We start from the raw sequence: 12567 nt of genomic DNA on the forward strand, positions 1-12567 counted from the left end.
GCGTCGACGGCCAACGGTGCCCTGTTGCAGCAGTGGGGTTGCACCGTCAACTCCACGTGGCAGCAGTTCACGCTGGTCGCTTCGGGTTCGAATTACTTGATCAAGAACGTCAACAGTGGCAAGTGTGTTGACGTGCCGGGCTGGTCGACGACGTCCGGCACTCAACTGCAGCAGTACACGTGTGTATCCAGTCAAGCCAATCAACAGTGGCGTCTGGTGTTGAGTGGATCCAACACGTATCAGGTCGTCAATGTGAACAGTGGCCTGTGCATGTCGGACAAGGACGCCTCCACCTCGTCGGGTGGGGCGATCATCCAGGAGACGTGCACCGCCAACACCAACAAGCAGTGGGGCTTCGTCACCACCAGCACGGCCGGTGCGACGGTCGCGGCCGACGGCAGCGGTCAATACACGACCGTGCAGGCCGCCGTCGACGCCGTCCCGGCCAACAACACCACCCGTCGCGTCATCACGATCGCCCCGGGCACCTACCGCGAGATCGTCACCGTCCCGTCGAACAAGCCCTACGTCACCCTCCAGGGCCTCGGCGGCGCCCCCGGCCAGACGGTGATCGTCAACAACCACAGCTCGGCCGGCGGCTGGGGCACCTCGGGCAGCGCCACCGTCTTCGTCAACGGCGCGAACTTCGCCGCCATCAACCTGACCATCTCCAACGACTACGGTGAGGGCAGCCAGGCCGTCGCCGCCAACCTCAACGGCGACCGGTCGGTCTTCGACAACGTCCGCTTCCTCGGCGCCCAGGACACGCTGCTGGTCAACAACTACCGGCACTACGTGAGGAACAGTTACGTCGAGGGCACCGTCGACTTCATCTTCGGCAGCGGCACGGCCGTCTTCCAGAACACCGCCGTCTACCAGAAACGCAGCACCGGCGGCCCGATCACGGCGGCCCGGACCGACGCCGCCAACGCCTACGGATTCCTCTTCTACCGGTGCACGGTCACCGGCGCGACCAGCAACACCACGCAGCTCGGCCGCCCGTGGGGGCCGGACGCCCAGGTCCTCTACCGGGAGACCAGCCTGAGCGCCACCATCGCCACCGCCCAGCCGTGGATCAACATGTCCTCCAACGTGTGGACCAACGCCCGGTTCTTCGAATACAAGAACACCGGATCCGGCGCCACGGTCAACGGCAACCGGCCGCAGATGAGCGACGCCACCGCGGCCAACTACACCCCGCAGAAATACCTGGCCGGCACCGACGGCTGGAACCCGGTCGGATGAGAAGGGAGTGATCATGCGCAGGTTCTTCGCGACCGTGTTGATGGCGGCGTCCGTACTGATCGGTCTCGGCCCCTCGCCGGCCCAGGCCGCCCCGGCAACGGGTGTCGTCTACCAGCTCAAGGTGACCAAATCCGGCATGTGCCTGGATGTGCCGGGCGCGTCGACGGCCAACGGTGCCCTGTTGCAGCAGTGGGGTTGCACCGTCAACTCCACGTGGCAGCAGTTCACGCTGGTCGCTTCGGGTTCGAATTACTTGATCAAGAACGTCAACAGTGGCAAGTGTGTTGACGTGCCGGGCTGGTCGACGACGTCCGGCACTCAACTGCAGCAGTACACGTGTGTATCCAGTCAAGCCAATCAACAGTGGCGTCTGGTGTTGAGTGGATCCAACACGTATCAGGTCGTCAATGTGAACAGTGGCCTGTGCATGTCGGACAAGGACGCCTCCACCTCGTCGGGTGGGGCGATCATCCAGGAGACGTGCACCGCCAACACCAACAAGCAGTGGGGCTTCGTCTCCACGAGCGCACGCACCTGGCCGTCGGCCCCGGACGGCTTCGCCTCGACCGGCGGCGGCACCACCGGGGGAGCGGGCGGCACCACGGTCACCGTCTCCACCCAGGCCGACCTGAGCCGATATGCCGCCGCGTCCGGCTCCTACGTGATCCGGGTCGCCGCGGCCATCACTATCAGCCCGATCGGCACCGAGATCCCGGTGACCTCCGACAAGACGATCGTCGGCGTCGGCACGAGCGGACAGATCGTCGGCGGCGGCTTCTTCCTCGGCGCCGGCACCCGCAACGTGATCATCCGGAACCTGACCATCCGCGACACCCGGATGGCCGACGACGACCCGGGCGACGACGTCTACGACTACGACGGCATCCAGATGGACACCGCCGACCACATCTGGATCGACCACAACCTCATCACCCGCATGAACGACGGCCTGATCGACTCCCGCAAGGACACCAGCTACCTGACCGTGTCCTGGAACGTCCTCGCCGACGGCAACAAGGCCTTCGGCATCGGCTGGACCGACAACGTCACGGCCCGGATGACGATCCACCACAACTGGATCCACCACACCGGCCAGCGCAACCCCAGCACCGACAACGTCGCCTACGCCCACCTCTACAACAACTACCTGCAGACCGTCAGCGGCTACGGCAACTACTCACGCGGCGCCACCAAGATGGTCCTGGAGAACAGCTACTTCGAGGGGGTGAAGGACCCCTTCTACCCGGACTCCACGGCACAACTGCGCCAGTCCGGCAGCATCCTGGTCAACTGCACCGGCAAGCAGACCACCCTCGGGTCGGCCTTCACCCCGGCGAGCTTCTACTCCTACACCCTCGACGCCGCCGCCGACGTGCCCACCATGCTGCGGACCTACGCCGGCCCGCAGCCCAACATCGGAACCTGAACGACCCGGTCACCCGACCCTGGCCTACGGTCCCGCAGGTCCAGGTAGACCCCGGCCCTGGCCCGCGGACCTACGGTCCCGCTGGTCCAGGTAGACCCCGGCCCTGGCCCGCGGACCTACGGTCCCGCTGGTCCAGGTAGACCCCGGCCCTGGCCCGCGGACCTACGGTCCCGCTGGTCCAGGTAGACCCCGGCCCTGGCCCGCGGACCTACGGTCCCGCTGGTCCAGGTAGACCCCGGCCCTGGCCCGCGGACCTACGGTCCCGCTGGTCCAGGTAGACCCCGGCCCTGGCCCGCGGACCTACGGTCCCGCTGGTCCAGGTAGACCCCGGCCCTGGCCCGCGGACCTACGGTCCCGCTGGCCCAGGTAGACCCCGAGCCGGCCCACGGACCTACGAGCCATGGGCCGGCTCGTTCCAGAGCCGGCCCGTGGAACCCACGATCCGCGGGCCGGCTCGCTAATGCCGGGGCCCGTGGATCTCGCGATGCAGCCGCTCCATGCGCAGATCGAGCCGGGCCGCGTCCTCAGCCGCCGCGGTCAGCTCGTCACGCAGCCGCGGCGGCACCACGTCCGGATCGTGCTTGTAGTAGATCTTGTGTTCCAGGGTGGCCCAGAAATCCATCGCCACGGTCCGTAGCTGCACCTCGACCGGCACCGCCACCACCCGGTCCGACATGAAGACCGGGACCTCCACGATCAGGTGCAGGCTGCGGTACCCGTTGGGTTTCGGGTTGGCGATGTAGTCCTTCTCGACGACCAGGTGGACGTCCGGCTGACGGGTCAACATCTTCGCCACCGTGTAGACGTCCGACACGAAACTGCACACGATCCGGATTCCGGCGATGTCCCGGATCTTGTCACGTAGGTCGTCGAAGGTGAGCGAGCAGCCCAGCCGCCGGGCCTTCGCCGTGATGCTGGCCGGCGTCTTCAGCCGCGGCAGCACGTGCTCGATCGGGTTGCTGCTGCCGCGATGGGTGAGTTCCTCGGCCAGGATGGTGATCTTCGTGTTGATCTCGGCCAGCCCGAACTTGTACACCATGAGGAAGTGGTTGAGATCGGTGAGCTGCTCGTGCCACGTCTCGGGATGATGGACCCGGTGGGCGATCTGTCCGGGATGATCGGTCATCACGTCGCATCTCTCTCTACCGATAGCGGCACGTCAGCGCTGCCGCGCCACGGACTTCGCCCGGTACATGGCGGCGTCCGCCTCGCGGAGCAGATGGTCGGGGTCCGAGGTGCCGTCGCCGGAGATCGCCGCCCCGATGCTCAGACCCACCTCGACGACGTGCCCGTCGAGGGTGAACGGTTCTGTCACGGTGGCCTTGATCGCGGCGATGACCTCGTGAGTCCCACCCGACCCGGACACCCCGTCGATCAGTACGACGAACTCGTCCCCACCCAGCCGGGCCACCGTATCGGTGCGCCGCAACCGCCCGGTCAGCCGCCGCGCGACCTGTATCAGCAGCTGGTCGCCGATCGCGTGACCGTGGGTGTCGTTCACCGCCTTGAACCCGTCCAGGTCGAGCAGCAGGATAGCGAACCGGTATCCCGCCTCCCGGGCCGCCCGCCGTTCCGCCTGCGCCATCCGGTCCTCCAGCAGCACCCGGTTCGGCAGCCCGGTCAGATGATCACGCAGCGCCGCCTGCCGCAGCTTCTCCTGCATCACCCCGTAGTCCAGCGCCTTGGCCAGCAACGATCCGGAGTGGTTCATCATCTCCCGGCCCGGCGGGGTGGTCGACTGGATCCGGCCGACCGCCGCCAGCATGCCCCAGTCCTGTGCCGGGGTCCGGACCGGCACCACGAACACGATCTCCCCATTCGCGCCGTAGGCCCGTTCGAACAGGTCCGCGGGCGGGAATTCATCCACCGGGAGGACGCCGCCGGCCGGGAACCGGAATCCGCCTCGCACATGCAGCGTGTCCGGAAGGTCCGGATGCCACAGGCCGAGGCATCCGGCCGTCGCCGGGGTCAGTTCCAGCCAGGCCAGGTCCCGCGGGTCCCGGTCCTGGGGGCCGAGCAGCGCCACACCCAGCTCGTACTGGATGTTCAACGTCTCCTGGAGGTAGCTGACCTGCTGGAACAGTGCCCGGGTGTGGGCCTCGGACACCTGCAGACCGTCACCCGAGCAGCCGCACGACTCCCGCTTCACGAAAACCGTCGGCACTTCGCGGCGGGAGACCGGCTGATCCATCAGCTCGTACACCGCCCCGCCCAGCTCGTCGAGCGGCTGCCGCACGCTGCACAGCGCCGGCCGCAGGTAGGCCGCGTCGGCGATGTCGTCGAACCCGATCACCGACAGGTCACCGGGCACGGCGTATCCGGCCGCCCGCATCCGCCCGATCAACCCGATCGCGTTCCGGTCGGTGCCCAGCACGATCGCCGACACCGGCATCCCGGCCCGGATCAGCAGGTCGGCGACGGCCTCCCCGCCGCTCTCGTGGTTGTCGCCGGTGTCCATCACCAGCGGCTCCAGACCGTGTGCGGTGAGCGCCTCCGCGTACCCGGCATGCCGTTCCCGCAGGTCGAAGTGCGCCAGATAGCCGGCGAACGCGATCCGCTCGTGACCGTGTTCGATCAGATGCGTGACGGCGTCCCGTACCCCGCTGCGGTTATCGGCCAGGACCACCGACGACGCCGGCGCGTCCTGTGCCACGAAGACCACCGGAAGCCCGGCCTGCTGGGCGCGCTTGGCGTAGCCGGTCGCGACAGCGCCCGGCAGGACCACCAGCCCGGACAGGTGCCGCCACGCCAGCGGCCGATCGAAATCGGGCAGACCGCTGCGGTCGGCGCTGTGCGAACCCGGGTTGAGGGTCTGTATCGCCATCACCCGGTCGCCGGCGGCCACCGCAGCCGTGTTGACCCCCTCGATGATCGCACCGTAGTAGTCGCCGCCGACGAACGGCGAGAGAATCCCGAACACACGCCCACTCACACCGCCCATGATTCCGCAAACCGCGCGGGCTCATGACCAGGTCAGGACGATGGTCAGCGCAGACCGAGCGCCGACAGCACGGAACGCACCGCCGCACCCGCGGGTCGCAGGATCTCGTCGCGCACCCAGCGCCCGGCCGGGGCCACGATGGCGCGCCACACCCACGCCACGCCCTGGAACAGCAGCCCGAACGTCCAGCGCCAGACGAACCGGATCACGATCCCGATCGGTCGCAGCACGAATCGGTAGGCCCCGTCCCAGCCGGTCTTGAGGAACCACAGCAGCGCCCGGCCCACCGGGGCCAGCACCCACCGCCACACGAATTGCAGGCTCACCGTGATCGCGATCCCGATGGGCCGCAGCACCCAGCGGTAGAACGCCTCCGCGACCGGCACGATCACGGTGCGCCACAGCCACCGCAGCGGCACGGCCAGCACCGCGAGGATCCACGCGAAAACGGTCATCAGGCCGTTGCCCACCCAGCGCAGCACCGGCGCGAGCACGGCCCGCCACAGCCATGCCAGCGGAATCACCACGAGATGACGCCACAGCCACGCGAGCGGGATGACCACGAGATGACGCCACAGCCAGACGACCGGCGTCATCAGGTAGGCGAGCGCTTCGAACAGCAGGCGGAACGGCAGCACCACGATGATGGCGACCGCCCGGATCGGCCAGAGGAACCACGGAAGGTCGGACTCGCGGGACTGATCGACGTTCGGCACGTGCTCAAGGTAGCCGATGCCGCAAACGATTACGGTGTTCAAGTGATCAAGATCGAACAGCATGCCGTCACGGCCTGGCCCGCCATCGACACCGAGCGGACCGGCGGTTGGCTGCTGCGGCACACCCCCGGCGTGACCAGGCGCCGCAACAACGCCGCTCTTCCGCCGGCCGCCGACCGTCACCCGGAACGGTCCATCGACGCGGTCGAGTCCTACTACCGCTCCCGCGGCGCGGCGGTCACCGTCCAGGTGAGCCCCGCCGAGGAACACGCCGCGCTGGATGCCGCACTGGCGGATCGCGGTTACCGCCACGACGCGCCCACGCTGGTCATGACCGCCTCAGCGGCCACGATCACCGACCGCCTCACACCGGTGACACCGGTGGAGATCACGCCGGAACTGACCCCCGCGTGGCGCGCCGCCTACGGCTCCGCCGAGGTCAGCGACCTCGTCCTGTCCCGCATCACGGCCCCCACCGGCTTCGCGAGCATCACCGTCGATGGCGAGATCGCGGCGTTCGGCCTCTTCGTCGCCGGCGACGGCCTCACCGGCGTGTTCTGCATGGCCACCGCCCCGGCCCATCGCCGCCGCGGCTACGCCGCCGCCATCCTCCACGCCGGCGCCGCCTGGTCCACGACCCGCGGCGCCCGCACCCTCTACCTACAGGTCGAAACCGACAACGACCTGGCAAGACGCCTCTACGAGGCCGCCGGTTTCACACACTCCCACAGCTATCACTACCGCATCCTTTGAACCCTGTTTCGTACGGGCTACGCGAACCCGATCCGCAATACCCGCGAGCCCCTGCCACACCGGACCGTGCCGCGCCCGCCGGGCGTGAGTGGGTGGCCGGCCGAACAGCTGATCTCATCCAGCCGGTCCTCAGATTTGTGGGCTCAGGGCGGCCGCTTCGATGACGTCGCGGATCTCCCGGATACCGACCTCCACCCGGGGGCGGACGTGCGCGGCCATGGCGTGCGGCAGCACGTCGGTCTGCCACACCAGGCGGCTGCCGGCCTCGTCCTCGAACACCTGGAACGACGCGTGATGGTAGGTGAGCGGCATCCGCTGGCCCTCGACCACGGTGTACGCCATCCGCCGTAACTCGTGGTCGACGGCGACGATCAGCTCGCGGACCTCCACACCGTCCGGCATGGTCAGAATCCGATGGTCGCCGTCGAGCCGCGTGTTCAGCACCCGGCCCGGCAGCATCCGCCGGTGCACCGCACCGACGTCGGCGACCGCCTCCCACACCTGCTGAACCGGAACGGAAAGGACGGTGTCGACGCGTACGGTAGCCACCGGCCAACCCTAATCGGGCCGGGCGGCCGTCACAGCAACGCGTAGAGGCTCTTCGGCGCCCGCCCCGCATTGATCTTCCCGGGCACCGTGGTGGATCCGAAGCCGGAGTACTCCACCCGGTAGACGACACCGTCCGGCAGCGTCACGGTCATCCCGGACGCCACACCGCCGGTGACGGTCACCTCGAACGGCACCTCGGCGGCCCGCTCGCCCAGCCGGTCGACGACGTCACGCGGCACGATCGAGTCGGTGCGGTCCACGGTGCGCAGATCGACGGTGCCCGTGAACCGGCCCGGCGCCGCCTCCCGGACATCGGTCGCGAACTTCACCGTGTCCCGGATCTCCGCGACGTCTCCGCCGTCACTGTCCACCAGCACCGGGAAGAGCTTCTCGGCCGGCAGCCGGTTCTGGTCGATCGCCGTCCAGCCGGTGGGCACGCCGAGCCGGCGGTGCCACGACGCCGGCTCCAGCGCCACCCGCACCCACACCGGGGAGCCGACCCGGCGCGCGGTCACGGTCATCCGCAGGTCGCGTCCCGGTACGGTCCGCTGCTGCGTGACCTGCATGACGCTGTCCAGGTCGGAGAGCACCCCGGACACCGGAGCGCCGGGCCCACTGATCCGGAAGGCGTAGGCGCCGTCGGCCATGTCGGGGATCGCCGCCAGCAGTTCCTGGCGGACGGCCGGGTCCGGAACCGGCGAGGCGCCCACCCGCGGCTCGGGCGGGACCTGCGCCGTGCATCCGGCCAGCAGACCCACCATGGAAAGCGCGATCCCGATCCGCACGAGCACCCCCAGGCCCATCGGCAAAATCAAGATCATAATTGGGTACGGGGTGCAGCGCGCGAACCGGCCCGCGTCTCGACGGCGTGCTCGGCCGGCGACCACCGGCCCCGTATCGGTCTGGTCGCCGAACAGCCGGCGCGGCAGCCGACCGCCGCAGCCAGGAAGAGCGGGATCAGCGTGACCGCGAACGGTCAGCCGGGCGGCCTCACGAGCGCGCGGCCGGCTCCGGCTCGGTGCGCCGGGCACGGCGCAGGACCACCAGCGACCACACCGACGGCAGCAGGAACGTGACGGCGAACGGCACCCCGAACAGGAAGGTCAGGCCGACGCCGATGTTGGCGCCGATCACCCCGGCCGTCCAGATCCGCTCGGCCCAGCCGAGGTAGGCGCCGATCGCGAGGATCGACACCGCGACACCCCACCAGGCGTGGTGCATCCGCCCGGTGACCGTGCCGTGGATCAGGACGCCGAGCGCGGCCAGCGCCGTCAGGAACGCCACGACGCCGAGGATCACGTCGCCGGCCTCACCGAACGTGACCGGCTGGTAGGCGTAGTCCAGGACGATGTCGCCGGCGGTTTCGGTCAGGTCGCCGACCAGCCACCAGGTGGCGACGGGCACGGCGGGGACCAGTGGGACGAGAGCGAGCGGGTACGCCTTCAACAGTGTTCAGCCTCGATTTCGTGCACGTCAGGACGGTCAATGCTGCCCATGATCAACTCAACCGTCAAGTACGCTCAACACGTACGATCAAGCCTGGAACCAGAGATGGGGCCGCGGCTCCAAGGCCGGGGACAGCACCCGCCCGCGCAGTCCGAGCCCCGCGAGGGCGACGCGCGAGGCGTGCTCGCCCGGCAGGATCCGGAAGACGTGCGCCGGAAACGGCCACGCGGTGAGCAACCAGTCGTGGACCGCGCGGGCGACCGTCGCGGTGAGATCCTCGCGGTCCTGCCGGATCCAGAACGTGACCATCGGCGCGCCCTCCGGGAAACAGTCCCGCAGGCGCTCGCGCATCGGGTTCAGATAGAGGCAGCCCAGTGACACGGCGTGTGCCGGATCGAGCAGCGCGAACGCGTGCGCCCGCCCGGCCCGGTGATCCTCCTCGTGCCGGGCGAGCTGCGCGAGGTCCTGTTCGAGGGTGAACCCGTCGACCGGCCAGCGACCGTCACTGTGCCCACGGATCACGTCCGGGCTGGCCATGTAGGCGGCATAGTCCAGCTCCACCAGCGCCGTGGTCAGCGGCACCGCGTGAAAGTCGTCGTGCCGCAGCTCCATGGTCTACTCCCTACGTGACATTGCTGCTGGTGGATCTCGACAACACCCTGATCGACCGGGACGCCGCTTTCCGGGAGGCGGCTGGCGCGTTCCTGGCGGCACATGGGCTTCCCGCCGGTGATCTTTCCTGGCTGATGGGTGTGGACGCCAGCGGATACACGCCCCGCGGCGAGGTCGGCACCGCCATGGTCAACCGGTACGGCGTCCCCGGCGCCGCGGTCCGCGCCCTGCTGGACACCGGCGGCGCCGACCGTGTCGTTCTCGTCCCGGCCATCGCCGATGCCCTCACGGCCGTCCGGCCGCCGGCTGGACCTGCGTGATCGTCACCAACGGCCGCACCGGCCAGCAGGCGGCCAAGATCCGCAACGCCGGTCTGGACCGGCTGGTCGACGGCTGGGTCGTCTCCGAGGCGGCCGGCCACAAGAAGCCCGCCCCAGAGATCTTCCACGCCGCGGCCGCCGTCGCCGGGCTCCCGCTGGGCGACGCCTGGGTGATCGGCGATTCCCCGCACGCCGACATCGCCGGCGCCGCCGCCTGCGGCCTGCCCAGTGTCTGGATCTCGGCGGGCCGCCTGTGGACGGCGCCCGGCCACCGCCCCACCCACGTCGCCCACGACGCGGCGGGTGCTTTGAATCGGTTCACCGCCAAGAAGTGGCCAGCCACGCCGTGACCGCCCACGACGCGGCCGCCGCCCTCGATCGGTTCACCGCCAGGCGGTGGCCAGCCAGGCCGTGGCCACCGACGACGCCAGCAGGCCGATGTTCAGGCCGATCAGCCGGGCCTCACCCCGGCGCAGATGCGTGATGATCGCACCCACCTGCAAAAGCGTCAGCCCGACGGCCGCCGCCATGGCGAGGTACGGCGGCAGCAGCAGCCCGGCCGCCCCCAGCAGCTCCAGCGCCCCGATCACCCGGACCAGCCGCATCGGGATCTGATCCACCCACCCCATCATCGGCCGTAGCTGATCCTGACTCTGCGTGACCTTCTTGCCGCCCGAGTAGGCGTAGAACACCGCGAGCAGAACAGCGACGACCCAGTACGCGATACGCATGAGAGTTACCTTTCGTAAGTAGCCACATCATGCGGTACTAAAGTGAGGCGTACAAAAGGCACACGCATGTGCCCAAGGCACAGAGAGTTGTCACCGGTGGACTACGAACACACCTGCAAGATCCGCGGCGACGGCGGCCGCACGCTGCGCACCATCCTCGACCAGATCTGCAACAAGTGGACGCTGCTGGTCGTCGCCACCCTCGACCAGGGCACGCTCCGCTTCGGCGACCTCCACCAGCAGGTCCCCGGCATCTCCCAGCGCATGCTCACCCTCACCCTGCGCAACCTGGAACGCGACGGCCTGGTCACCCGCACCGTCTACGCCGAGGTGCCGCCGCGCGTCGAGTACGCCCTCACCCCGGTCGGCAGGAGCCTCATCCCACCGGCTCTCGCCCTGGCCGCGTGGGCCATCGAGCACGTGCCGGGCATCGAGGCCCGAAGAGCCGATCAAAACCCTTCGAGGGGTACGCCGTGAGCGCGCCCCTTCTCGCCGCGCCGTGCCGGTTACCTGCTCAGGGCAGGCCCGGACGCCGTGGCGGATCCGGTCGCAGCGCGTGGTCGAGGGCGGCCTCGCAGTGCAGCCGGGTGGTCGGGAAGACCGGGACCGCGCTGTCGTCCTCGCCGACCAGCAGCTCGATCTCGGTGCAGCCGTAGATGACGCCCTCGGCCCCGTCGTCGACCAGCCGGCCGATGATCCGGCGGTAGGCGTCGCGGGACTCCGGCTTGACGATGCCCAGGCAGAGCTCGTCGTAGATGATGTCGTTCACGATCCGCTGGTCCTCGGTGGACGGCACCACCACCGTGAGACCGTGCCCGGCCAGCCGGCCCCGGTAGAAGTCCTCTGCCATGGTGAAGCGGGTGCCCAGCAGCCCCACCGTGGTCACGCCCCGCCGCTTCACCGCCTCGGCCGTGGTGTCACCCAGGTGCAGCAGGGGGATGTCGACGGCGGCCGCCACCCGGTCGGCGACCTTGTGCATCGTGTTGGTGCACAGCACGACGAAGTCCGCCCCGGCCGCCTCCAGGGCGCGGGCCGCCTCGCCCAGCGCCGCCCCCGCCTCGTCCCAGCGGCCCTCGGCCTGCATGACCTCGATGGCGGCGAAGTCCACCGAGTACAGCACGCAGCGCGCCGAGTGCAGGCCACCGAGCCGCTCGTGGGTCAGCTCGTTGAGCAGCCGGTAGTACTCGGCGGTGGACTGCCAGCTCATGCCACCGAGGAGCCCGATCAGACGCATCCGCCGACCCTATCCGAGCACGTGCGTCTCCTCCGGCTCGGTCGTTGGTATCGGCCGCACCACATCTCCCGAAGCGACCTCCTGGCGCGTGACCTGGACCAGAACACCCCGGCCTGGGTCCATCGCGTCCTGACCGGCGGCCGCCAGGTCACCGGCATCGCCACCGAGATCATCACCTTGACCGGCTGGGCGACCGCTCAGGTGTAGAGGCAGAACGGATGCCCGGCCGGGTCCAGGAGAACCCGGACGTTCTCCTGTGGCTGATGCCCGGGGAGCTCGGCGCCGAGGCCGACGGCGTGCGCCACGGCCGCCTCCAGGTCGGTGACCTCGAAGTCGAGGTGCAGCATCATCTGCTGCCGGCCCGCAGCCGCCGGCCAGGTGGGCCGCACATGGTCCGGGTTGTACTGGATGCTCAGGTAGGCGACGCCCTCACCCAGGTCGAGGGCCGCCCCGGTGGCGTCCTGTTTCCAGATCGCCCAACCGCGCAGCTCGGAGTAGAAGCGGGCGAGGACGGCCACATCGGGCGCATCCAGCACGACGCCCCACCAGTCGTGACGGGCCCAGCGGTCGGCGGGCGGATTCTCCGGCATGCGG

At 69.3% G+C, this 12567-nt stretch carries 17 protein-coding genes; 7 read left to right on the forward strand and 10 right to left on the reverse strand.

All coding sequences use genetic code 11. The annotated features are described in order from the left end of the window. Both KZ829_RS17705 and KZ829_RS17710 read left to right on the forward strand, forming a co-directional pair. On the forward strand, window positions 1-1245 hold a 1245-nt coding region (locus KZ829_RS17705; RefSeq protein WP_220145023.1), incomplete at its 5' end, for a pectinesterase family protein. Between the two features lie 13 nt (window positions 1246-1258). Continuing rightward, entirely contained in the window at window positions 1259-2671 is a 1413-nt protein-coding gene (locus KZ829_RS17710; protein WP_220145024.1) for an RICIN domain-containing protein, read from the forward strand. A 457-nt stretch (window positions 2672-3128) separates the two neighbouring features. On the opposite strand, the gene KZ829_RS17715 is transcribed toward KZ829_RS17710, so the two are convergent. Genes KZ829_RS17715 through KZ829_RS17725 form a run of 3 tightly spaced genes read right to left on the reverse strand, consistent with a single transcriptional unit; the run spans window position 3129 to window position 6328 of the window. After that, window positions 3129-3797: a GTP pyrophosphokinase gene (locus tag KZ829_RS17715; RefSeq protein ID WP_220145025.1), complete on the reverse strand. Its 669-nt coding sequence runs from the start codon at window positions 3795-3797 to the stop codon at window positions 3129-3131. A 33-nt stretch (window positions 3798-3830) separates the two neighbouring features. Continuing rightward, complete coding sequence (locus tag KZ829_RS17720) at window positions 3831-5603, reverse strand: substrate-binding and GGDEF domain-containing protein (RefSeq protein WP_220145026.1); 1773 nt, start codon at window positions 5601-5603, stop codon at window positions 3831-3833. Window positions 5604-5656: 53 nt separating this feature from the next. Beyond that, window positions 5657-6328, reverse strand: a complete 672-nt coding sequence (locus tag KZ829_RS17725) for a hypothetical protein (protein ID WP_220145027.1) — start codon at window positions 6326-6328, stop codon at window positions 5657-5659. Window positions 6329-6370: 42 nt separating this feature from the next. Between KZ829_RS17725 and KZ829_RS44545 the strand changes: the two genes are divergently transcribed. Next, the gene (locus KZ829_RS44545; RefSeq protein WP_220145028.1) at window positions 6371-7081 is read left to right on the forward strand and encodes a GNAT family N-acetyltransferase; all 711 of its coding nucleotides are present in this window, start codon (window positions 6371-6373) and stop codon (window positions 7079-7081) included. Between the two features lie 129 nt (window positions 7082-7210). Here KZ829_RS44545 and KZ829_RS17735 read toward each other — a convergent pair whose 3' ends face one another. The 4 genes from KZ829_RS17735 to KZ829_RS17750 all read right to left on the reverse strand — a co-directional run bounded on the left by KZ829_RS17735 (window position 7211) and on the right by KZ829_RS17750 (window position 9688). Further along, window positions 7211-7630 (reverse strand): SRPBCC family protein, encoded by a 420-nt coding sequence (locus KZ829_RS17735; protein WP_220145029.1) that lies wholly within the window; start codon window positions 7628-7630, stop codon window positions 7211-7213. A 29-nt stretch (window positions 7631-7659) separates the two neighbouring features. Continuing rightward, window positions 7660-8439 (reverse strand): hypothetical protein, encoded by a 780-nt coding sequence (locus KZ829_RS17740; protein WP_220145030.1) that lies wholly within the window; start codon window positions 8437-8439, stop codon window positions 7660-7662. A 181-nt stretch (window positions 8440-8620) separates the two neighbouring features. After that, entirely contained in the window at window positions 8621-9076 is a 456-nt protein-coding gene (locus KZ829_RS17745; protein ID WP_220145031.1) for a hypothetical protein, read from the reverse strand. Window positions 9077-9163: 87 nt separating this feature from the next. Further along, entirely contained in the window at window positions 9164-9688 is a 525-nt protein-coding gene (locus tag KZ829_RS17750; protein WP_220145032.1) for a hypothetical protein, read from the reverse strand. A 14-nt stretch (window positions 9689-9702) separates the two neighbouring features. On the opposite strand from KZ829_RS17750, the gene KZ829_RS17755 reads away from it, so the two are divergent. Both KZ829_RS17755 and KZ829_RS17760 read left to right on the forward strand, forming a co-directional pair. Beyond that, window positions 9703-10008 carry a hypothetical protein gene (locus KZ829_RS17755; protein ID WP_220145033.1) on the forward strand — a complete coding sequence of 102 codons (306 nt, stop codon included), beginning with the start codon at window positions 9703-9705 and terminating at the stop codon, window positions 10006-10008. After that, on the forward strand, window positions 10005-10358 hold the full coding sequence (locus KZ829_RS17760; RefSeq protein WP_220145034.1) for an HAD family hydrolase: 354 nt from the start codon (window positions 10005-10007) through the stop codon (window positions 10356-10358). Before KZ829_RS17755 ends, KZ829_RS17760 begins: the two co-directional genes overlap by 4 nt. Before the next feature lie 33 nt (window positions 10359-10391). Here KZ829_RS17760 and KZ829_RS17765 read toward each other — a convergent pair whose 3' ends face one another. Beyond that, window positions 10392-10739, reverse strand: coding sequence for a DoxX family protein (locus tag KZ829_RS17765; RefSeq protein ID WP_220145035.1), 348 nt, complete (start codon window positions 10737-10739; stop codon window positions 10392-10394). Window positions 10740-10835: 96 nt separating this feature from the next. On the opposite strand from KZ829_RS17765, the gene KZ829_RS17770 reads away from it, so the two are divergent. Beyond that, complete coding sequence (locus tag KZ829_RS17770) at window positions 10836-11216, forward strand: winged helix-turn-helix transcriptional regulator (protein ID WP_308285538.1); 381 nt, start codon at window positions 10836-10838, stop codon at window positions 11214-11216. A gap of 37 nt (window positions 11217-11253) precedes the next feature. Here the strand turns inward: KZ829_RS17770 and KZ829_RS17775 are convergent, their stop codons facing one another. Continuing rightward, entirely contained in the window at window positions 11254-11973 is a 720-nt protein-coding gene (locus KZ829_RS17775) for an aspartate/glutamate racemase family protein (RefSeq protein ID WP_220145037.1), read from the reverse strand. A gap of 21 nt (window positions 11974-11994) precedes the next feature. Between KZ829_RS17775 and KZ829_RS17780 the strand changes: the two genes are divergently transcribed. Further along, window positions 11995-12180: a hypothetical protein gene (locus KZ829_RS17780; RefSeq protein ID WP_220145038.1), complete on the forward strand. Its 186-nt coding sequence runs from the start codon at window positions 11995-11997 to the stop codon at window positions 12178-12180. On the opposite strand, the gene KZ829_RS17785 is transcribed toward KZ829_RS17780, so the two are convergent. Continuing rightward, window positions 12171-12563 carry a VOC family protein gene (locus KZ829_RS17785; protein ID WP_220145039.1) on the reverse strand — a complete coding sequence of 131 codons (393 nt, stop codon included), beginning with the start codon at window positions 12561-12563 and terminating at the stop codon, window positions 12171-12173. The genes KZ829_RS17780 and KZ829_RS17785 overlap by 10 nt on opposite strands. Window positions 12564-12567: the final 4 nt, after the last annotated feature.

Source organism: Actinoplanes hulinensis, from assembly GCF_019429605.1.
Lineage (GTDB): Bacteria > Actinomycetota > Actinomycetes > Mycobacteriales > Micromonosporaceae > Actinoplanes > Actinoplanes campanulatus.

Excerpts from the sequence above, each read along its gene's own strand:
- KZ829_RS17710 (WP_220145024.1), top strand. The coding sequence starts at position 1,259 with ATGCGCAGGTTCTTCGCGACCGTGTTGATGGCGGCGTCCGTACTGATC.
- KZ829_RS17715 (WP_220145025.1), bottom strand. The coding sequence starts at position 3,797 with ATGACCGATCATCCCGGACAGATCGCCCACCGGGTCCATCATCCCGAG.
- KZ829_RS17750 (WP_220145032.1), bottom strand. The coding sequence starts at position 9,688 with ATGGAGCTGCGGCACGACGACTTTCACGCGGTGCCGCTGACCACGGCG.
- KZ829_RS17765 (WP_220145035.1), bottom strand. The coding sequence starts at position 10,739 with ATGCGTATCGCGTACTGGGTCGTCGCTGTTCTGCTCGCGGTGTTCTAC.
- KZ829_RS17775 (WP_220145037.1), bottom strand. The coding sequence starts at position 11,973 with ATGCGTCTGATCGGGCTCCTCGGTGGCATGAGCTGGCAGTCCACCGCC.
- KZ829_RS17785 (WP_220145039.1), bottom strand. The coding sequence starts at position 12,563 with ATGCCGGAGAATCCGCCCGCCGACCGCTGGGCCCGTCACGACTGGTGG.